Genomic DNA, 16,582 nt, shown 5'->3' on the forward strand with positions numbered 1-16,582 from the left:
AGGCATCCCATGAAGCTCACGGTTTTCGGCGCGACGGGCGGCGTCGGACAGGAGATCGTCCGCCAGGCGCTGGCCGCCGGGCACGAGGTCACGGCGGTGGTGCGGGACCCCGCGCGGTTCACCGTGGCCGGTGACCGCCTGGAGGTCTTCCGCGCGGACCTGCGCGACCCGCAGGCGCTGCGCCCCGCGGTGGCCGGGCGCGACGCGGTGCTCTCCGGGCTCGGCGCCCGCAAGCGGGCGGACGCGGGGGTCGCGGCCCGGCTCACGCGCGCGGTGCTGGAGGCGATGGAGGCCGAGGGCACGCGGCGCCTGGTGGTCGTGAGCGCGGGCCCGGTCGGCCCGCAGCCCGCGGACTCGCCGCTCTCGGACCGGATCGCCATGAAGATCGTCAGCAGCGTCCTCAAGGACATCTACGTCGATCTGGCCGCCATGGAGGCGGAGCTGGCCGCCAGCGCCACCGACTGGACCTCGGTGCGCCCGCCCCGCCTCCAGGACAAGCCGGTGACCGGCGTCTACCGGACGGTCGTAGGCGGCTTCCCGCGCTCGGGGCGCTTCCTGGGCCGGGCGGACGTGGCCCACGCGATGCTGTCGGCCGTCGACGACGCGGCGACCGTGAAGCAGGGCGTGGGCGTGGCGTACTAGGCGGCCTCGGAGTCCCGCGGGCGCAGGACGGCCTGTCGGAGCGCGCGGGCGGTGCGGGCCAGGGAGTCCCGGCCCTGGGCCTCGCCCGGGACCAGGACGACGCCGACGCTGCCCTTGTCTGCCCAGGCGCACATCGAGAGCGTGCCCGTGCCGTTCCCGTGGACGAAGCATTCGAGCCGGCCGCCGAGCGGGCCCGGGGACGCGCTCCAGCTGTCTCGCAGGCTGAGCCCGGCGAACCCGAGATCGTCGAGTCCCGCGAACAGGTCGTCCGGGTCCTCGGCGTGGAGGTCGCCGGTCGCGCCCACGACGGCGACGGCTCGGGCGGAGTCGCGATCGCCCTCTCCGTAGACGCCCGAGAACGACTGCGCCCCGCGCGGGAGCGTGGTCCCGGCCAGGTACGTCTCCAGCTCGTCCGCCATCGGGGCGTTCGGGCGCAACGGCATCCCCTGGAAGCTGCGCGGGACGGCCGCCCTGTAGTGCGGGTAGTCCGTCGCCCGCGCGTACTGCCATGTGGCCGTGCCGGCGATCGCGCACACCGCCACCACGAAGGTGAGCGCCAGCATCGTCCGCTCGCGGCGCGTGGGCGGGGGCACGTCCGGGGCGCCCGGCGCGGGCAGCCCGGTGTCGGCGGGCATGCGCCGCTCGGCCCGTCTGCGCGCGCCCCGCAGCAGCGACTGCTCGAGCCGTACCGGGACGACCGCGATCAGCGCCCACAGTCCCGCGGTCAGGGGCAGGTGCAGGAGCGGCAGGGCCAGCATCCAGGCGGACACGAGGGAGCAGATGATCAGCGCGGTGCGGTAGGGCGCGCGCAGGGTCGCGCGGACGAGGCTGAGGTGGCCGTAGGGGCGCTCCAGCGCGGTGAGCGTCTCGGCGCGTACGGCGAGCCGCCGGTCGTGCGGCCAGGCCCCGGCGGCCTCCCGGGCCTGCGCGGCCAGGACGGCGAGGTCCACGCCGCTGTCCAGGGCGGTCTTGACGTCGTGGCGCTGGACGTGGACCTGGGAGGCGGGGCGCGGCGCGCCGCTCTGTGCTGTCGCCGCCAGTCGCCCGGCCTGTGGTGAATCCGGGGCGAGCTCCCTCAGGCGGTCGGCGGCCCGCTGCCCCCGGGCGCGGCGGCCGGGCTGGTCCATGACGTCACCGGCGAGGCCGAACTCGGCGTACGCGGCGAGCAGCTCGAGGTCGTCCGGGAAGGCGTCGAGCCCCGCGCGGTAGGCCCGCTCGGCCTCCGCGTCGTGGTCGTCCTCGTCCTCGGCGGCGTGCGCGCGGCCCAGGACGAGGTAGAGGCCGGCCTGCGGCCCCTCCTGGTCGAGGCCCGTCCGCGCGGTCTCCCGCGCCTGTCTCAGCTCCCCCGCGCGCAGCAGCAGCTCGGCGCGCTCGTGTGCGGGCAGCACGGACTGCCCGCTGTTCTCCTGCATCTGTGGTCCCCACCCCTGATGTGCGTGCCGAGCGTCTCGACGCCGTCACTATCGGGGGCGACCGTCCCTGCGGTCAATGGGACAGTCGCAGGTCAGAGCCGCACGCCGACCGTCACCGGCTCGTTGACCAGGGTCACGCCGAACGCCTCGTGGACGCCGGCGACGACCTCGCGGGCGAGGGTGAGGAGGTCCTCGGTGGTGGCCTCCCCGCGGTTGGTGAGGGCGAGGGTGTGCTTGGTGGAGATGCGGGCGGGGCCGGTGCCGTAGCCCTTGGTGAAGCCCGCCTTGTCGATCAGCCAGGCCGCCGAGGTCTTGGTCAGGCCCTCCCCCGCGGGGAACGCGGGTGCCTTGGCGTCCGGGCCGAGCCGCTCCGCCACGCGCGCGTGGAAGGCGGCGAACTCGGGCTCGGTGAGGATCGGGTTGGTGAAGAACGAGCCGGCCGACCACGTGTCGTGGTCCTCCGGGTCGAGCACCATGCCCTTGCCGGCGCGCAGCTTCAGGACGGTCTCGCGGGCGGTGGCGGCCGGGACGCGGTCGCCGGCCTCGACGCCGAGGGTGCGGGCGGTCTCGGGGTACTTGATGGGCGCGCTCAGGCCGCCCGCGTCCTCCAGCTCGAAGCGGACGCGCAGGACCACGTAGCGGTCCGGTTCGGCCTTGAAGCGGCTGTGCCGGTACGAGAAGGCGCATTCCGCGTTCGGGATCACGACGGTCTCGCCCGCGGCGCGGTCGTAGGCGACGACCTCGGTGATCGTGGAGGAGACCTCCTGGCCGTACGCCCCCACGTTCTGGATCGGCGTCGCGCCCGCGGAGCCGGGGATGCCGGCGAGGCACTCGATGCCCGCGAGGCCGGCCTCGACGGTGCGGGCGACGGCGTCGGTCCACACCTCTCCGGCGGCCAGCTCCAGGCGGGTGCCGTCCAGGGAGAAGCCCTGGGTGGCGATGCGCAGGGCGGTGCCCGCGAAGCCCTGGTCGCCGATGACGAGGTTGCTGCCGCCGCCGACGATCAGCAGCGGGGTGCCCGCGGCGTCGGCCTCGCGCACGGCGTCGACCACCTCGGCGTCGGTCGTCGCGGTGATCAGCCGGGTGGCGGGCCCGCCGAGCCTGAACGTGGTCAGGGGGGCGAGGGGGGCGTCGTGGAGTTCCTGCACGCGCCCAAGGGTACGAGAACGGCCCCGCCGCGTGGGCGGGGCCGTGTCGGCCGGGGTGGCCGGGCGGGTCACCGGAACCTGGGCAGGACGTCCTTCCAGGCGAGCGGGAGTTCGTCGGTGCTCGCCTTCCAGGTGAGGAACTCGGAGTCCTTCATCTGGTCGCGGAGCCCGTCGGCGAGCGGCCGGTGCGGTGCGGAGGAGGCGAAGTCCTTGAGCGCCTGGGGGGACTCCCAGACGGACAGCGTCCAGAAGGTGCGCTGGAGGGGCTTCGCCTTCAGGGTGGCGCCGTACGCGCCGGGCGCGCTGCCCACCTGGCGCCAGATCTTCGGTGTGCGGAGGAAGAACTTCAGGGCGCCCCACAGGGTGCGGGTCTCGAAGCGGGAGGCGAAGACGGTGGCCTCCGCGCCCGTGGGCGGCGTGTTCGGAACGGTCCAGGGGAGGGTCGGCACGACGTGCTCCTTATCGTTCGCGGTTCGCGGTTCGCTTCATTCGGGCGGGACGGTTCGGGCAGGTTCGGGCGAGCGGTGACGGTCAGACCTGTTCCAGGACGCGGCCCGCTTCCTTGCCGTCGTTGCCCTCCTTGCCGTCCTGGACTACGGCCGTAGTACGCGACGCCTTGGGGATGCACAGGGCGGCGACGCCGGCCAGGGCGACGACGGCCGCGCCGACCCACAGGGCGGGTTCGATGCCGTCCACGAAGTGCTGCGCGGAGTCGTAGCCGCCCTGTGCCGAGAAGATCGACGACATGACGGCGATGCCGAGCGCTCCGCCGACCTCGCGCAGCGCGTTGTTGGCGCCGGAGGCGATGCCCTGCTCGTCCTGGCGGACGCTGGACATGACCAGGTTGGCGGCGGGGGCGAAGTACAGGGCCATGCCGACGCCGCTGACGATCAGGGCGGGCAGCTGGGCCGCGTAGGAGACGTCGACGGTGGCGACGGAGGCGAACCAGCCGAGTCCGACGGCCTGCAGGAAGAGGCCGGCCGCGACGACCGGGCGGCCGCCGATGCGGTCGGAGAGGATCCCGGCGACGGGGGCGACGAGCATCGGCATCCCGGTCCAGGGCAGCATCCGCAGGCCGGCCTGGGTCGGCGAGTAGCCGAGGACGCCCTGCATGAACTGGCTGAGCAGGAAGATCGAGCCGAACATCCCGAGGAACATCAGCAGGCTCGCGGCGTTGATGCCGGAGAAGGCGCGGGAGCGGAAGAGCCGCATGGGAAGCATGGGGTTCCTGCTGCTGATGCCGTGCCACACGAAGGCGCAGAGCAGGGCCGTTCCCGCGAAGAGCCCGGTCAGGACGAGGGTGTCGGTCCAGCCGACGACGGGGGCGCGGACGAGCCCGTAGACGATGCCGAAGAGGCCGCCGCTGGCGAGCAGGGTACCGACGAGGTCGAGCGGGGCGCCGCTGCCTCGGGACTCGGCGAGGCGGAGCCGGGCGAGCGGCAGCAGGGCGAGGCCCAGCGGCACGTTCAGCCAGAAGATCCAGTGCCAGGAGACGTGCTCGGTGAGACTGCCGCCGATGAGGGGCCCGGAGGCGACGGCGAGGCCGTTGACGGCACCCCAGATCCCGTAGACCATGCCGCGCTTGGCGGCGGGCACGGCGGCGGTGAGCAGGGTCAGCGTGAGCGGCATCATGATGGCGGCGCCGACGCCCTGGACGGCGCGGGCGGCGATGAGGGAGTCGATGCCGGGGGCCAGGGCCGCCGCGGCGGAGGCGCCGGTGAAGACGGTGAGGCCGACCAGGAAGAGCCGGCGGCGGCCGAACCGGTCGCCGAGGGCCGCGCCGGTCATGAGCAGGACGGCGAAGGTGAGCGTGTAGGCGCTGACCGTCCATTCGAGGTCGTCCAGGGCGCCGCCGAGGTCCGCGCGGATGGACGGCAGGGCGGTGGTGACGACGAGGTTGTCGAGGGCCGCCATGAATCCGGCGACGCTGGTGATGACGAGAGCCCAGACGGCTCCCGCGCGGCTCGGTGTTTCCTTCTCCGGTGCGTGCGTTCCCTGTGACATGGTTCCCCCTGCGCTTTCAGGTTAGTTATTGATGACTAACTTTCACGGCCATGAAAATGCGCCTTCATGTGTCTCCTCCGCTCTCACGGGAACAGAAGCGCCCCTAGATGCACTGAGAGTCGCCGAATCCGGCCCACACCCGGTGGTCGGACTCGAACCCCAGCGACACCAGCACGTTGATCAGCATTCCGTAGGCGAGGAACTCGGTCGTCTCGCCGAGATCCGCACCCAGGGCCAGCCGGGCCGTGTCGTACATCTCCATCCAGCCGGCCCGCAGCGCGTCACCGAACTCCCGGTCCCCCGAAGCCTCGGAGGCGGCCACGGCGACGTACATCTGCATCTGCATGAGCAGGACGTCCGGGTCCTCGGCGATCAGCGCCCGGTACGCCTCCCCCATGGCCTGGTGGGCGGCCTCGCCTTCCAGGCCCTTGGACGAGGCGCGGAACACCTCGATGGTCCGCTCGCAGCAGCGCATGGCGGCCGCGAGGAACATCGCCTGCTTACCGGGGAAGAGACGGAAGAGATACGGCTGCGAGACGCCCACCCGCTTGGCGATCGCCTCGGTGGACGTGCCGTTGTAGCCACCGCGGGCGAACTCGCTCATCGCCGCACGCACGACGCTCTCGCGCCGCTCCTCCGCACTCATCCTTGCCATGCCACTAAGTTAGTGGCCAATCACTATCTAAGTCAATGGCTTCCGGGACACGGAGACGCATCCGGGCACGAGTAAGGGGCGCTCCCCCATGGAGAGCGCCCCTTACCTGCGTGTACGGAGACGCGAAGCCGCAGGTCAGACGAGCTGGACCACCGCGCGCGACATGCCGAGGACCTTCTGGCCCGCACTCGTGGCGAGGAGGTCGACGCGCACCCGGTTGTCGTCGAGCTTGGCCGCGACCTTGGCGCTGACCTCGATCTCGGCGCCCTTGTCGTCGTTGGGCACGACGACCGGCTTGGTGAAGCGGACGCCGTACTCGACGACGGCCGCCGGGTCGCCGGTCCAGTCGGTGACCACCCGGATCGCCTCGGCCATGGTGAACATGCCGTGCGCGATCACGTCCGGCAGGCCGACCTCGACCGCGAACTTCTCGTTCCAGTGGATCGGATTGAAGTCGCCCGAGGCGCCCGCGTACTGGACGAGCGTGGCGCGCGTCACGGGGAACGTCTGCGCGGGGAGTTCGGTGCCGACCTCGACGTCGGCGTACTTGACGGTCGTCGCCATGGCGATCAGGCCTCCTCTGCGGCGCGCGAGACGAGCTTGGTCCAGGCGGTCACGACGTGCTCGCCGGCCTCGTCGTGGACCTCGCCGCGGACGTCCACGATGTCGTTGCCCGCGAGGGACTTGATGCCCTCGATGGTGGAGGTGACGCTCAGCCGGTCGCCCGCGCGCACGGGGCGCGTGTAGGCGAACTTCTGGTCGCCGTGCACGACGCGGCTGTAGTCGAGCCCCAGCTCGGGGTCGTGGACGACCTCACCGGCGGCCTTGAACGTGATGGCGAACACAAAGGTCGGCGGGGCGATCACGTCGGCGTGACCGAGCGCCTGCGCGGCCTCGCGGTCGACGTAGGCGGGGTTCGTGTCCCCCACGGCCTCCGCGAACTCACGGATCTTCTCCCGGCCGACCTCGTACGGGGCGGTGGGCGGGTAGGTCCGCCCCACGAAGGACTGGTCGAGCGCCATGGACTCGGTACCTCCTGGGTGTAACGACGGAATGGAAGGCCCGCACGTATGCGGGCCGTCAAACGACACGAGGCCGCCCCCTCGGGAGGGGACGGCCTCGTGTACGAGCCTGAGTTATCGCGTTTCGCGGTGCGCGGTGTGCGCGTTGCAACGCGGGCAGTGCTTCTTCATCTCAAGACGGTCCGGGTTGTTACGCCGGTTCTTCTTGGTGATGTAGTTCCGCTCCTTGCACTCCACGCAGGCCAGCGTGATCTTCGGGCGGACGTCGGTGGCAGCCACGTGAGTGCTCCTTGACGGACGGGATAGATGGTTGAACGCATAGAAGAGTAGCCGATCGAAGGACCGACCCTGCAATCGGCTACTGTCAGTAGCGGTGACCGGACTTGAACCGGTGACACAGCGATTATGAGCCGCTTGCTCTACCGACTGAGCTACACCGCTTTGATACTCACCTTGCGAACGAGGTGGTACCAGAGCCCCAATGCGGAATCGAACCGCAGACCTTCTCCTTACCATGGAGACGCTCTACCGACTGAGCTATTGGGGCGAGCGAGGAAGACATTACACGGTCGCGCGCCGATCGCCCAAATCCGTTTCGCCGACCCCCCGCGCGGGAAGGGCCCGGGCCTCTCCCGGCCCGGCCCCGCGCGCCTCACCGGTCCCTTCGGACCCCATCAGTACGACTTTTGCGGCGGTCCCCGAAGCGTGCCCGCGGCCGCCCTAGAGTCGGCTCCCTCCGCGTGATCTTGCTGTGCGCCCCGCGCACGGCCGGTCCGCGCCGCGAGCCCCTCGACGAGCCCCTGGAGCGTGATGCCCGACAGCCCCCAGCAGCCGCCCTCGCCCGGCTCCCCCGACGCCGCGCCCGAAGGTTCCGGGCTGCTCCTGTGCGGCGCCCGGCTCACCGACGGCAGGAGCGTGGACGTACGGCTGGGCGGCGGACGCATCGAGGCGGTCGGCACGGCCGGCAGCCTCATCGCGCGCGGCGCGCGCGTGGACCTCTCCGGCTACCTGCTGCTGCCCGCCCCCGCGGAGCCGCACGCCCACAGCGACACCGCCCTGTCCGCGGACGGCGAGGGGCCCGTGTCGCACGACCCGGAGGAGGTGCAGCGCCGGGCCACGGAGGCGACGCTGCTGCAGCTCGGGCACGGGGCGACGGCGGTGCGCTCCCATGTGCGGCTCGGCGACATGGAGGGGCTCGGCTCCATGGAGGCCGTGCTCCAGGCGCGGCGTTCCCTGGTGGGGCTCGCCGATCTGCGGGCCGTGGCGATGCCGCGGCTGCTCACCGGGGTCGCCGGAGCCAACGGCCTCGCCATGGTGCGGGACGCGCTCAAGATGGGCGCGTCCGTGGTGGGCGGCTGCCCCGACCTGGACCCCGACCCGACCGGCTACGTGGAGGCGGTCCTGGAGGTCGCGGCGGAGCACGGCTGCCCGGTCGACCTGCACACGGAGGGCGCCGATCCGGCCCGGCTCGAACGGCTCGCGGCGGCGGCCGGAGGACTGCGCACCGGCGTCACGGTCGGCCCCCTCGGCGGGCTCGCGCGACTGCCCGGCGAGGCGGCCCGGCGGGCGGCGGACCGGCTCGCGGCGGCCGGCGTCACCGTGACCTGCCTGCCCCAGGGCGGCTGCGCCGGGGTGGACGGACGCGGGGTCGCTCCGGTGCGGCTGCTGCGGGCGGCCGGGGTGCGGGTGGCGGCGGGCAGCGGGGCGCTGCGCGACGTGTCGAACCCGGTGGGCCGGGGCGACCCCCTGGAGGCCGCGTACTTGCTCGCCTCCCGGTACGGGCTGCGGCCCGAGGAGGCGTACGGGGCGGTGAGTTCGGCGGCCAGGGCCGCGCTCGGGCTGCCCGAGGTGCGCGTGGAGGCCGGCTTCCCGGCGGAGCTGCTCGCGGTGCGGGGAGACAAGCTGGCGGGGGCGCTGTCGCTCGCGTACAGCCGGCTCGTCATCCACCGGGGCCGGGTGGTGGCCCGGACCAGTGCGGTGCGCGAGTACTGCGACTCGGCGGCCGCCGTCGCCCTGGACCTGCCGCGCCAGGGGCGGGCCGCCAACTACGGGGGCGGCGGGCCCGCGTAGCGGCCGGCGCCCGCCGCTCGGGGTGAGTGACGGCCCGTCATCGTCCGGGGCGCGGCGAACCGGAGGAATCCGGCCCGGGAGCGGCCCGCGCGCCGCCCACATGGTTGCGCGGTCAACCTCCCGCTCCCGGCGTACGGTCGAAGGCATGCGCATTGTCATCGCTGGTGGACATGGTCAGATCGCGCTGCGGCTCGAGCGGCTGCTCTCCGCGCGCGGGGACGAGGTGGCGGGCATCATCCGCAGGCCCGAGCAGGGCGACGACCTGCGGGAGGCGGGCGCGGAGCCCGTCCTGTGCGACTTGGAGTCGGCGTCCGTCGAGGAGGTCGCGGCGCATCTGCAGGGCGCGGACGCGGCCGTCTTCGCGGCGGGCGCGGGCCCGGGCAGCGGCGCCGCCCGCAAGGACACGGTGGACCGGGACGCGGCCGTGCTGTTCGCCGACGCGGCGGAGCGGGCCGGGGCGCGCCGGTACGTCGTGGTGTCGTCGATGGGCGCCGACGCGGCCCACAAGGGCGACGACATCTTCGACGTGTACCTGCGGGCGAAGGGCGCGGCGGACGACGACGTGCGCCGCCGTACGGGCCTCGACTGGACGATCCTGCGGCCCGGACAGCTCACGGACGACGCCGGCAAGGGTCTGGTCCGCCTGGAGGCGTCCACGGGGCGCGGACCGGTGCCGCGCGACGACGTGGCGGCGGTTCTCGCCGAGCTCGTGGAGTCGACCGCCACGGCCGGTCTGACGCTGGAGCTGGTGTCGGGCTCGACACCGGTCGCGGTGGCCGTGAAGTCGGTCGCGGGGAACTGATTCCGGCTCCGAACCGCCCGGCTCCGTACGGTGCCTGACGTGTTCTCAGAACAGCGGCAGCTGTCCGGGCACGTGCGGGACCGCGTAGCCGTCGAGCGTGTCCTGGACGGCGCCCAGTTGGGCCGGGCGGCGTGATCCCGGGCAGGAGACGAGCTCGCCCGCCTCGCGGGCTCCGGGCGGGTCGTGACGGGCGAACCTGCCGCCGACGACGGCGATGTCACGGCGGCACTCGGGGCAGCTGCGGCGGCGGGACACGGAGGGCACGGAGGACGTGGTGGGCATGCTCGGCATGGGTTCAGTCTGCGTCGTGATCGCCGCGGGCACACGCCGGAGTGCGCGACCGGGCGGACGACGGGGCGTGCGGCGGGGCTGACGACCCGGCGCGGGGGGCCAAGTTGGACGGAGTCGGCGGCGGGGCAAAGCGCTGGACCCGTCCGGTGGGGGGCCGGTAGACCCGTGTCGCATGGACGAACTCGTGAAGGCACTGACCGAGCAGGCGCGCCGGCTCGTGACCGAACGGTTTCCGCGGGCGCGGGGCGCCGTGCTCGGCGGGTCCGCGGCCCGGGGCACGGCGCGCGGCACCAGCGATCTGGACATCGCGGTCCTGCTGCCCGACGGCGCACCGGCCCGGCGTGAGGTGATCCGTCACGAGGGGCGACTCTCCGAACTGTTCCTGCACGCGGGCCCGGACCTGGAGCGGTTCTTCGAGGAGGACCGGGCCGTGCGGCGCGGGACGGTCCTGTTCCTGTACGACGAGGGCCTCGTGCTCGCCGATCCGTACGGTGAGGTCGCCCGGATGAGGGAACGGGCGCGCAAGGTCCTGGCGGCGGGTCCGCTGCCGCTCACCGAGGCGCAGCGCGAGCGCTCCCGCTATGTGCTGACCTGCTGGCTCGACGACCTGTACGACACCCCGCGCGAGGCCCGCTCCGAGCAGCTGGCGGTCGCCGACGCGGCGCTGCGGGAGGCGGCGCATCTGCTGACCGCGCACCACAACGCCTGGACGGGGATCGGGCGTTGGCTGCCGCGCCGGCTGCTCGCGGCGGATCCGGAGCACGGCGGGACGCTGCTCGCGGGGCACCGCGCGATCGCCGAAACGGGTGACCCGGGCGCGCTGGCCGCGGCGGTGCGGGCGGTGCTGGACCTCGTCGGCGGGGAGCTGCGGGAGGGGTACGTGGAGGTGCGGAGCTGAGGGCCGCAGAGGCGCCGCGACCCACCCAGCCCGGCTAAAGGGTCCGTACGGCCGTGAGGGACTCGGTGACCGCCGTCGGGATGTCGGTGACCGGGAAGCGGGCGTGGCGGACGACGCGGTCGCGGTCCACGACGAGGACGGCGCGCTTGAGGCGCAGGGCCTGGCCGGCGCGGAACACGGGCAGGCGCAGGGCCGCGGCGAGGCGCAGGTCGACGTCCGAGAGGAGCGTGAACGGGATGCCCTCCTCGACGGCGAACACCCGCTGTTCGTCGGGGCGTTGGGTGCTCACGCCGCGTACCTCGGCACCGGCCGCGCGGAACTCTTCGTAGGCGTCGCGGAAGAGCCGGTTCTCCAGGGTGCAGCCGACGGTGCCGGGGATGTCGCCCCAGCCGTCCGGGAGCGGGCTCGGGCGGCCGGTGGCGGGGTAGCAGAACAGGACCGTGGCCTTGGCGCCGGGCTCGACCGGGTCGAGCGGTGCGCCGTCGCGGTGACCCGGCAGTTCGAGGCGGGGCAGCGCCTCCCCCACCAGCGCGGCCACGCGCCGCGCCTGCTCGCTCTCCTCGTCGGCGGTGCCGCTGAGGGAGCCGTCGCCGAAGACCCAGCGGTCGGCCCAGTCCTGCATCGACAGCAGGACGGGCAGCAGGCCGCGCCCGCTGTCGGTCAGCCGGTACTCGTAGCGGACGGGGCCGCTCTGATAGGGGACCTTCTCCAGGACGTCGGCGTCGACGAGGTGGGCGAGGCGTTCGGCGAGGACCTTGCGGGAGATGCCCAACTCCTCTTGGAGGGCGTCGAAGCGGTGGTGTCCGCGGGCCGTCTCGCGGACCAGGAGCAGGCTCCACCAGTCGCCGACGACGGCGGCGGCCTGCGCGATCGCGCAGGCCGCGTCCCGCTCGGGCACCGACCTGACCATGACTCCCGCTCACCCTTCCTTCGTCCGTGACGCTCGCGTTCCGCTCGTCGGAACCATCTTGCGCCATGCGGTGAGTTCCCGATAGGAACTAACCCTAAGGAGTGAGTTCCCAAAAGGAACTCACGCACGCGCAAGCCGACCCACGGGGGATGCACCGCATGAGTGAGGCGAAGACCGAGCAGGCCACGGAGCCCGAGGGCAGAGCCGGGGCCGAGGCCCCGAGCCCGGCCCCGCCGACAACCCCGCCGGCTCCCCCGGCCTCCTCGTCGGGCGTCTTCTGGCGCTACTGGACCGCCGCCACCATCAGCAACGGCGGCACCGCCGTCACCGCGCTGGCCCTCCCCCTGGTCGCCCTCACCGTGCTGCACGTCTCGGCGTTCGAGGCGGCGCTCCTGGCCGCCGCCGGGCAGGTCTCGTGGCTGCTGCTGAGCCTGCCCGCGGGCGTGATCGCCCAGCGGGTCCCGCTGCGCCGCCTCCAGGTCGCCCTGGACCTCGTCCGGTTCACGGCGCTCGGATCGCTGCCGCTCGCCTGGTGGCTCGGCCATCTGACGTACGCGCACCTGCTGGGCGCGGCACTGGTCACGGGCGCGGCGACGGTGCTGTTCGACATCGGCAACTCGACGTTCCTGCCCGCCGTCGTGCCGACCGAGCAGCTCGCCGCGCGCAACAGCCTGATGTCCGGCACCCACGCGGTCACCGACACCGGCGGCCCGTCCATCGGCGGCCTCCTCGTGCAGGCGACGGGCCCGGTGGGCACGCTCGTCGTGGACGCGGGCAGCTACTTCGCCTCGGCCGTCCTGCTGCGCACCCTGCCCGAGCGCAGGCCCGTCGCCCCGCCGCCGGGCGCGAGCGCGCTGCGCCTGATGCGCGAGGGCCTGCGGTACGTGCTGCGGCACCCGGTGATGGCCCCCTGCATGTTCTGGGCGACGGCCGCGAACTTCCTCAACGCGGCCCTGCTCGCCCTCACCCCGCTCTACCTGGTGCGCGAGGCCGGGCTCAACTCCGCCCAGCTCGGCCTGGTCCTCGCCATGGACGGCGTCGGGGCGCTCGCCGGCTCCGCGGTCGCCGTACGGGTGACCCGGCGCCTGGGCACCGCGCGGGGCGTCATCGTGGCCGACCTGGCGGGCGGCGCGCTGCTGCTCCTCGCCCCGCTGACCACGTCGGCGTCCGACGCCTTCTGGTTCGGGCTCGCCATGGCGGGCTTCTCCTTCGGCAGCGCGATCGGCTCCATCACGACCCGCACCTACCGCCAGACCCAGTCGCCGCCCGAGCTGCTCTCCCGGGTCATGGCCACGGTCCGCTTCGTCTCTTGGGGCGCCCTGCCGCTCGGCGCCCTCACCGCGGGCCTGCTCGCCACGCTGGCGGGCACGCACGCGGCGCTGTGGGCGGTCTGCGCGGCGGCCCTGCTCCCCGGCCTCTACCTGCTCGCCGGCCCGGTGGGCCGGAACCGCGACCTGACCTGATCCGGCCGCGCCCGGGGCCCACCCGGGCCCCGGACATGAAGAAGCCCCCTCCGGAATCCGGAGGGGGCTTCACCCAACCTGTGGCGGCGCCAGGATTCGAACCTGGGAAGGCTGAGCCGGCAGATTTACAGTCTGCTCCCTTTGGCCGCTCGGGCACACCGCCTTGGGTTCGCTGCCACGGACCCCGCTTTTCGGCGGTGCTCCTTGGCAACGACGTAAACAATACCTGATGTACGGGGGTGCTTCGCCACCCGATTGATCGTCGGTCGCACCCGGCGCGGTGGCTAGGCTTTGTACCGGCGCGGAGCCCCGGTGCGCGCCCCGACCGGAGCGCGGCCGGATCCCCGGTCCCGTCGCCGATCAGTTCCCCGATACCCCGATACAAGGAGCCACAGGACATGGCCGACTCCAGTTTCGACATCGTCTCGAAGGTCGAGCGGCAGGAGGTCGACAACGCCCTCAACCAGGCCGGCAAGGAAATCTCGCAGCGCTACGACTTCAAGAACGTGGGCGCGTCCATCTCCTGGTCCGGCGAGAAGATCCTGATGGAGGCCAACTCCGAGGAGCGGGTCAAGGCCATCCTCGACGTCTTCCAGTCCAAGCTGATCAAGCGCGGCATCTCCCTGAAGGCGCTCGACGCCGGTGAGCCGCAGCTGTCCGGCAAGGAGTACAAGATCTTCGCCTCCATCGAGGAGGGCATCTCCCAGGAGAACGCCAAGAAGGTCGCCAAGATCATCCGCGACGAGGGCCCCAAGGGCGTCAAGGCGCAGGTGCAGGGCGACGAGCTGCGGGTCAGCTCCAAGAGCCGTGACGACCTCCAGGCCGTGCAGGCGCTGCTCAAGGGCCAGGACTTCGACTTCGCCCTCCAGTTCGTGAACTACCGGTAGGCGACGCGTACCTGAGTACACATGCGCAGAGGCGGTGCCCCGGCCTCGGGGGCACCGCCTCTGCACGTGACGGGTGGCTCGCGGCGCTCGCTCAGCGGCGGGCGCGGGAGTCGCCGAAGAAGATGCGGTAGACGATCAGCAGGACCAGGGCGCCGCCGATCGCGGAGACCCAGGTCGCGGTGTCGAAGAACTCCGTGGTGATCGGCCGGTCGAGCCAACGGGCCGATATCCAGCCGCCGATGAAGGATCCCGCGACGCCGATCAGTGTCGTGCCGACGAGGCCGCCCGGGTCGCGGCCGGGGAGCAGGATCTTGGCCGCGAGACCCGCGAGCAGACCCAGAACGATCCAACCGATGATGCCCATGCCGTGTGACGCCCCTCTGGTGTGCGGTGTGAACTACCTGCTCACTCCTGCCCTGAAGGACGTGGAAAACTCCCTCCGCGGTTGCGGATCAGCGGGACGCGAACGGCATGTCCGTGCGGACGATCTCGCGGCCCAGGGGCATCAACGACACCGGGATCATCTTGAAGTTGGCGATGCCGAACGGGATGCCGATGATCGTCAGGCACAGGGCGAGGCCCGTGAAGATGTGGGCGAGCGCCAGCCACCAGCCCGCCAGAATCAGCCACAGCACGTTGCCGACGCACGAGGGTGCGCCCGCGTCGCGCCGCTCCACCGTCGTGTACCCGAAGGGCCACAGGGCGTAGATGCCGATTCTGAAGGCGGCCAGGCCGAAGGGGATGCCGATGATCGTGATGCACAGGAGGAGTCCGGCACCCAGGTAGCCGAGGAACAGCCAGAAGCCGCTCAGGACCAGCCAGATCACGTTCAGGATCGTCTTCACCGCTGTGGACCTGCCATCTGCTCGAGTCGGGCGATGCGCTCCGCCATGGGCGGATGCGTGGAGAACATCTTCGACATTCCCTGCCCGGGGCGGAAGGGATTCGCGATCATCATGTGGCTCGCCGTCTCGATGCGCGGCTCGGGCGGCAGCGGCAGCTGCTTCGTGCCGGCGTCGAGCTTGCGCAGCGCGCTGGCCAGGGCCAGCGGGTCACCGGTCAGCTGGGCGCCCGAGGCGTCGGCCTCGTACTCGCGCGAACGGCTGATGGCGAGCTGGATGAGGGACGCGGCGATCGGGCCCAGGATCATGATCAGGAGCATCCCGAGGAGGCCGGGGCCGTCGTCGTCGTTCGAGCGGCCCACGGGGATGAGCCACGCGAAGTTCACCAGGAACATGATCACGGAGGCGAGGGCTCCGGCGACCGAGGAGATCAGGATGTCCCGGTTGTAGACGTGGCTGAGCTCGTGGCCGATGACGCCGCGCAGCTCGCGCTCGTCCAGGATGCGCAGGATCCCCTCCGTGCAGCACACCGCCGCGTTCCGCGGATTGCGGCCGGTCGCGAACGCGTTCGGCGCCTCGGTCGGGGAGATGTACAGGCGCGGCATCGGCTGGCGGGCCTGGGTGGAGAGCTCGCGGACCATCCGGTAGAGCCCGGGGGCCTCGAACTCGCTGACGGGGCGGGCCCGCATCGCGCGCAGGGCCAGCTTGTCGCTGTTCCAGTACGCGTACGCGTTCGTCCCGATCGCCACGACGAGTCCGACGATGAGTCCCGTCCGGCCGAAGAAGCTGCCGATGACGAGGATGAGGGCGGAGAGGCCCCCGAGGAGTACGGCGGTCCTCAGCCCGTTGTGCCGGCGGTGCACGGTACGTCCTCCTGAATGGTGCGGCAGGGGAACCCACTGCTTGCTTGTCTGCTGCTTCCACTGGGCCCGCGGGCCGGTGCGGCCCTGTCGTGCCTGTCACGGTCCAGTGGACCCTCCCGTACCGGTCAACGCCAGACGAGAGGGGTGAGTTCCCTTGTGCGCGCGGGGGACGCGTGTGGGCCGTACGGGTCAGCGCTGCTCGGGGACGAGGCCCGCGAGCTCGAGCGCCTCGGGGTCGGGCTTGATCTCGCTGGTGCAGTGCGCGCAGCGGGTGGCGACGCCGGGGATCTGGCTGTAGCAGCGCGGGCAGTCGCGCAGGGCGGCCTTGATGTCGACGGGCTTGCCGCGGTCCAGGCGGGCCTGGAGCTTCATCATCGGGACGACGACGAGGAAGTAGAGCACGGCCGCGGTGATGAAGAAGGCGATTGCGGCGCTCACGAACTTGCCGTACGGGAACTCGGTGCCGTCGACGACGAAGTGCGCCTTGCTGAAGTCGCCGGTCGAGCGGGTGGCGAGGCCGATGAGGGGCGCGATGAACGCCGTGCTGAAGCCGGTGACCACCGCGGTGAAGGCGGAACCGACGGCGAGGCCGATGGCCATCGACACGATGTTCCCGCGGAGGATGAAGTCCTTGAAGCCGGTCAGCACGGCGTCTCTCCTTGATGTGGCGTCT

Annotated in this window: 20 protein-coding genes and 3 tRNA genes; 6 read left to right on the forward strand and 17 right to left on the reverse strand. The window is 72.4% G+C overall.

The window, feature by feature from the left end; all coding sequences use genetic code 11:
- The first annotated feature begins 9 nt into the window (after window positions 1–9).
- Entirely contained in the window at window positions 10–642 is a 633-nt protein-coding gene (locus IAG42_RS14430; RefSeq protein WP_188337400.1) for an NAD(P)-dependent oxidoreductase, read from the forward strand.
- Here IAG42_RS14430 and IAG42_RS14435 read toward each other — a convergent pair.
- The 10 genes from IAG42_RS14435 to IAG42_RS14480 all read right to left on the reverse strand — a co-directional run bounded on the left by IAG42_RS14435 (window position 639) and on the right by IAG42_RS14480 (window position 7,430).
- Window positions 639–2,054, reverse strand: coding sequence for a tetratricopeptide repeat protein (locus IAG42_RS14435; RefSeq protein ID WP_188337401.1), 1,416 nt, complete (start codon window positions 2,052–2,054; stop codon window positions 639–641). The genes IAG42_RS14430 and IAG42_RS14435 overlap by 4 nt on opposite strands.
- Window positions 2,055–2,146: 92 nt before the next feature.
- Entirely contained in the window at window positions 2,147–3,202 is a 1,056-nt protein-coding gene (locus IAG42_RS14440) for a UDP-N-acetylmuramate dehydrogenase (RefSeq protein ID WP_188337402.1), read from the reverse strand.
- Between the two features lie 68 nt (window positions 3,203–3,270).
- Window positions 3,271–3,651 carry a DUF3291 domain-containing protein gene (locus tag IAG42_RS14445; protein WP_188337403.1) on the reverse strand — a complete coding sequence of 127 codons (381 nt, stop codon included), beginning with the start codon at window positions 3,649–3,651 and terminating at the stop codon, window positions 3,271–3,273.
- Window positions 3,652–3,733: 82 nt separating this feature from the next.
- Window positions 3,734–5,206 (reverse strand): DHA2 family efflux MFS transporter permease subunit, encoded by a 1,473-nt coding sequence (locus IAG42_RS14450; protein WP_188337404.1) that lies wholly within the window; start codon window positions 5,204–5,206, stop codon window positions 3,734–3,736.
- Window positions 5,207–5,309: 103 nt separating this feature from the next.
- Window positions 5,310–5,861: a TetR/AcrR family transcriptional regulator gene (locus tag IAG42_RS14455; protein WP_188337405.1), complete on the reverse strand. Its 552-nt coding sequence runs from the start codon at window positions 5,859–5,861 to the stop codon at window positions 5,310–5,312.
- Between the two features lie 135 nt (window positions 5,862–5,996).
- Window positions 5,997–6,425 carry a MaoC family dehydratase gene (locus IAG42_RS14460; protein WP_188337406.1) on the reverse strand — a complete coding sequence of 143 codons (429 nt, stop codon included), beginning with the start codon at window positions 6,423–6,425 and terminating at the stop codon, window positions 5,997–5,999.
- A gap of 5 nt (window positions 6,426–6,430) precedes the next feature.
- Complete coding sequence (locus IAG42_RS14465; protein WP_188337407.1) at window positions 6,431–6,883, reverse strand: MaoC family dehydratase N-terminal domain-containing protein; 453 nt, start codon at window positions 6,881–6,883, stop codon at window positions 6,431–6,433.
- A gap of 114 nt (window positions 6,884–6,997) precedes the next feature.
- Complete coding sequence (gene rpmG / locus IAG42_RS14470) at window positions 6,998–7,162, reverse strand: 50S ribosomal protein L33 (protein ID WP_003948671.1); 165 nt, start codon at window positions 7,160–7,162, stop codon at window positions 6,998–7,000.
- A gap of 89 nt (window positions 7,163–7,251) precedes the next feature.
- Window positions 7,252–7,324, reverse strand: a tRNA-Met gene (locus tag IAG42_RS14475).
- Between the two features lie 33 nt (window positions 7,325–7,357).
- Window positions 7,358–7,430, reverse strand: a tRNA-Thr gene (locus IAG42_RS14480).
- A gap of 263 nt (window positions 7,431–7,693) precedes the next feature.
- Here IAG42_RS14480 and IAG42_RS14485 point away from each other — a divergent pair.
- Complete coding sequence (locus IAG42_RS14485) at window positions 7,694–8,953, forward strand: amidohydrolase family protein (protein ID WP_188337408.1); 1,260 nt, start codon at window positions 7,694–7,696, stop codon at window positions 8,951–8,953.
- Between the two features lie 145 nt (window positions 8,954–9,098).
- Window positions 9,099–9,755, forward strand: a complete 657-nt coding sequence (locus IAG42_RS14490) for an SDR family oxidoreductase (protein ID WP_188337409.1) — start codon at window positions 9,099–9,101, stop codon at window positions 9,753–9,755.
- A 45-nt stretch (window positions 9,756–9,800) separates the two neighbouring features.
- Here the strand turns inward: IAG42_RS14490 and IAG42_RS14495 are convergent, their stop codons facing one another.
- A complete protein-coding gene (locus IAG42_RS14495) occupies window positions 9,801–10,046 on the reverse strand; it encodes a hypothetical protein (RefSeq protein WP_223206003.1) in 246 nt (81 codons plus the stop codon).
- Between the two features lie 172 nt (window positions 10,047–10,218).
- On the opposite strand from IAG42_RS14495, the gene IAG42_RS14500 reads away from it, so the two are divergent.
- Window positions 10,219–10,944 (forward strand): nucleotidyltransferase domain-containing protein, encoded by a 726-nt coding sequence (locus tag IAG42_RS14500; RefSeq protein WP_188337410.1) that lies wholly within the window; start codon window positions 10,219–10,221, stop codon window positions 10,942–10,944.
- Between the two features lie 34 nt (window positions 10,945–10,978).
- Here the strand turns inward: IAG42_RS14500 and IAG42_RS14505 are convergent, their stop codons facing one another.
- Entirely contained in the window at window positions 10,979–11,854 is an 876-nt protein-coding gene (locus IAG42_RS14505; RefSeq protein ID WP_188337411.1) for a winged helix-turn-helix transcriptional regulator, read from the reverse strand.
- 158 nt (window positions 11,855–12,012) lie between these two features.
- On the opposite strand from IAG42_RS14505, the gene IAG42_RS14510 reads away from it, so the two are divergent.
- A complete protein-coding gene (locus IAG42_RS14510; RefSeq protein WP_188337412.1) occupies window positions 12,013–13,317 on the forward strand; it encodes an MFS transporter in 1,305 nt (434 codons plus the stop codon).
- A gap of 81 nt (window positions 13,318–13,398) precedes the next feature.
- Here the strand turns inward: IAG42_RS14510 and IAG42_RS14515 are convergent.
- Window positions 13,399–13,480, reverse strand: a tRNA-Tyr gene (locus tag IAG42_RS14515).
- A gap of 235 nt (window positions 13,481–13,715) precedes the next feature.
- On the opposite strand from IAG42_RS14515, the gene IAG42_RS14520 reads away from it, so the two are divergent.
- On the forward strand, window positions 13,716–14,204 hold the full coding sequence (locus IAG42_RS14520) for a YajQ family cyclic di-GMP-binding protein (protein WP_188337413.1): 489 nt from the start codon (window positions 13,716–13,718) through the stop codon (window positions 14,202–14,204).
- A gap of 91 nt (window positions 14,205–14,295) precedes the next feature.
- Here IAG42_RS14520 and IAG42_RS14525 read toward each other — a convergent pair whose 3' ends face one another.
- From IAG42_RS14525 to IAG42_RS14540, 4 genes are all read right to left on the reverse strand, one after another.
- The gene (locus tag IAG42_RS14525) at window positions 14,296–14,568 is read right to left on the reverse strand and encodes a GlsB/YeaQ/YmgE family stress response membrane protein (RefSeq protein WP_188337414.1); all 273 of its coding nucleotides are present in this window, start codon (window positions 14,566–14,568) and stop codon (window positions 14,296–14,298) included.
- A gap of 88 nt (window positions 14,569–14,656) precedes the next feature.
- Window positions 14,657–15,049 (reverse strand): YccF domain-containing protein, encoded by a 393-nt coding sequence (locus IAG42_RS14530; RefSeq protein WP_188337415.1) that lies wholly within the window; start codon window positions 15,047–15,049, stop codon window positions 14,657–14,659.
- Window positions 15,046–15,909 carry a zinc metalloprotease HtpX gene (gene htpX, locus IAG42_RS14535; protein ID WP_188337416.1) on the reverse strand — a complete coding sequence of 288 codons (864 nt, stop codon included), beginning with the start codon at window positions 15,907–15,909 and terminating at the stop codon, window positions 15,046–15,048. Before htpX ends, IAG42_RS14530 begins: the two co-directional genes overlap by 4 nt.
- A 189-nt stretch (window positions 15,910–16,098) precedes the next feature.
- Window positions 16,099–16,557 (reverse strand): MscL family protein, encoded by a 459-nt coding sequence (locus tag IAG42_RS14540; RefSeq protein ID WP_188337417.1) that lies wholly within the window; start codon window positions 16,555–16,557, stop codon window positions 16,099–16,101.
- Window positions 16,558–16,582 lie beyond the last annotated feature (25 nt).

It is taken from the genome of Streptomyces xanthii (assembly GCF_014621695.1).
Classification (GTDB): domain Bacteria; phylum Actinomycetota; class Actinomycetes; order Streptomycetales; family Streptomycetaceae; genus Streptomyces; species Streptomyces xanthii.

What these genes read in the sequence shown, in the direction of transcription:
- IAG42_RS14430 (WP_188337400.1), top strand. Translation starts at nt 10, where the DNA reads ATGAAGCTCACGGTTTTCGGCGCGACGGGCGGCGTCGGACAGGAGATC.
- IAG42_RS14435 (WP_188337401.1), bottom strand. Translation starts at nt 2,054, where the DNA reads ATGCAGGAGAACAGCGGGCAGTCCGTGCTGCCCGCACACGAGCGCGCC.
- IAG42_RS14450 (WP_188337404.1), bottom strand. Translation starts at nt 5,206, where the DNA reads ATGTCACAGGGAACGCACGCACCGGAGAAGGAAACACCGAGCCGCGCG.
- IAG42_RS14455 (WP_188337405.1), bottom strand. Translation starts at nt 5,861, where the DNA reads ATGGCAAGGATGAGTGCGGAGGAGCGGCGCGAGAGCGTCGTGCGTGCG.
- IAG42_RS14460 (WP_188337406.1), bottom strand. Translation starts at nt 6,425, where the DNA reads ATGGCGACGACCGTCAAGTACGCCGACGTCGAGGTCGGCACCGAACTC.
- IAG42_RS14465 (WP_188337407.1), bottom strand. Translation starts at nt 6,883, where the DNA reads ATGGCGCTCGACCAGTCCTTCGTGGGGCGGACCTACCCGCCCACCGCC.
- IAG42_RS14485 (WP_188337408.1), top strand. Translation starts at nt 7,694, where the DNA reads ATGCCCGACAGCCCCCAGCAGCCGCCCTCGCCCGGCTCCCCCGACGCC.
- IAG42_RS14490 (WP_188337409.1), top strand. Translation starts at nt 9,099, where the DNA reads ATGCGCATTGTCATCGCTGGTGGACATGGTCAGATCGCGCTGCGGCTC.
- IAG42_RS14495 (WP_223206003.1), bottom strand. Translation starts at nt 10,046, where the DNA reads ATGCCGAGCATGCCCACCACGTCCTCCGTGCCCTCCGTGTCCCGCCGC.
- IAG42_RS14500 (WP_188337410.1), top strand. Translation starts at nt 10,219, where the DNA reads ATGGACGAACTCGTGAAGGCACTGACCGAGCAGGCGCGCCGGCTCGTG.
- IAG42_RS14505 (WP_188337411.1), bottom strand. Translation starts at nt 11,854, where the DNA reads ATGGTCAGGTCGGTGCCCGAGCGGGACGCGGCCTGCGCGATCGCGCAG.
- IAG42_RS14510 (WP_188337412.1), top strand. Translation starts at nt 12,013, where the DNA reads ATGAGTGAGGCGAAGACCGAGCAGGCCACGGAGCCCGAGGGCAGAGCC.
- IAG42_RS14520 (WP_188337413.1), top strand. Translation starts at nt 13,716, where the DNA reads ATGGCCGACTCCAGTTTCGACATCGTCTCGAAGGTCGAGCGGCAGGAG.
- IAG42_RS14525 (WP_188337414.1), bottom strand. Translation starts at nt 14,568, where the DNA reads ATGGGCATCATCGGTTGGATCGTTCTGGGTCTGCTCGCGGGTCTCGCG.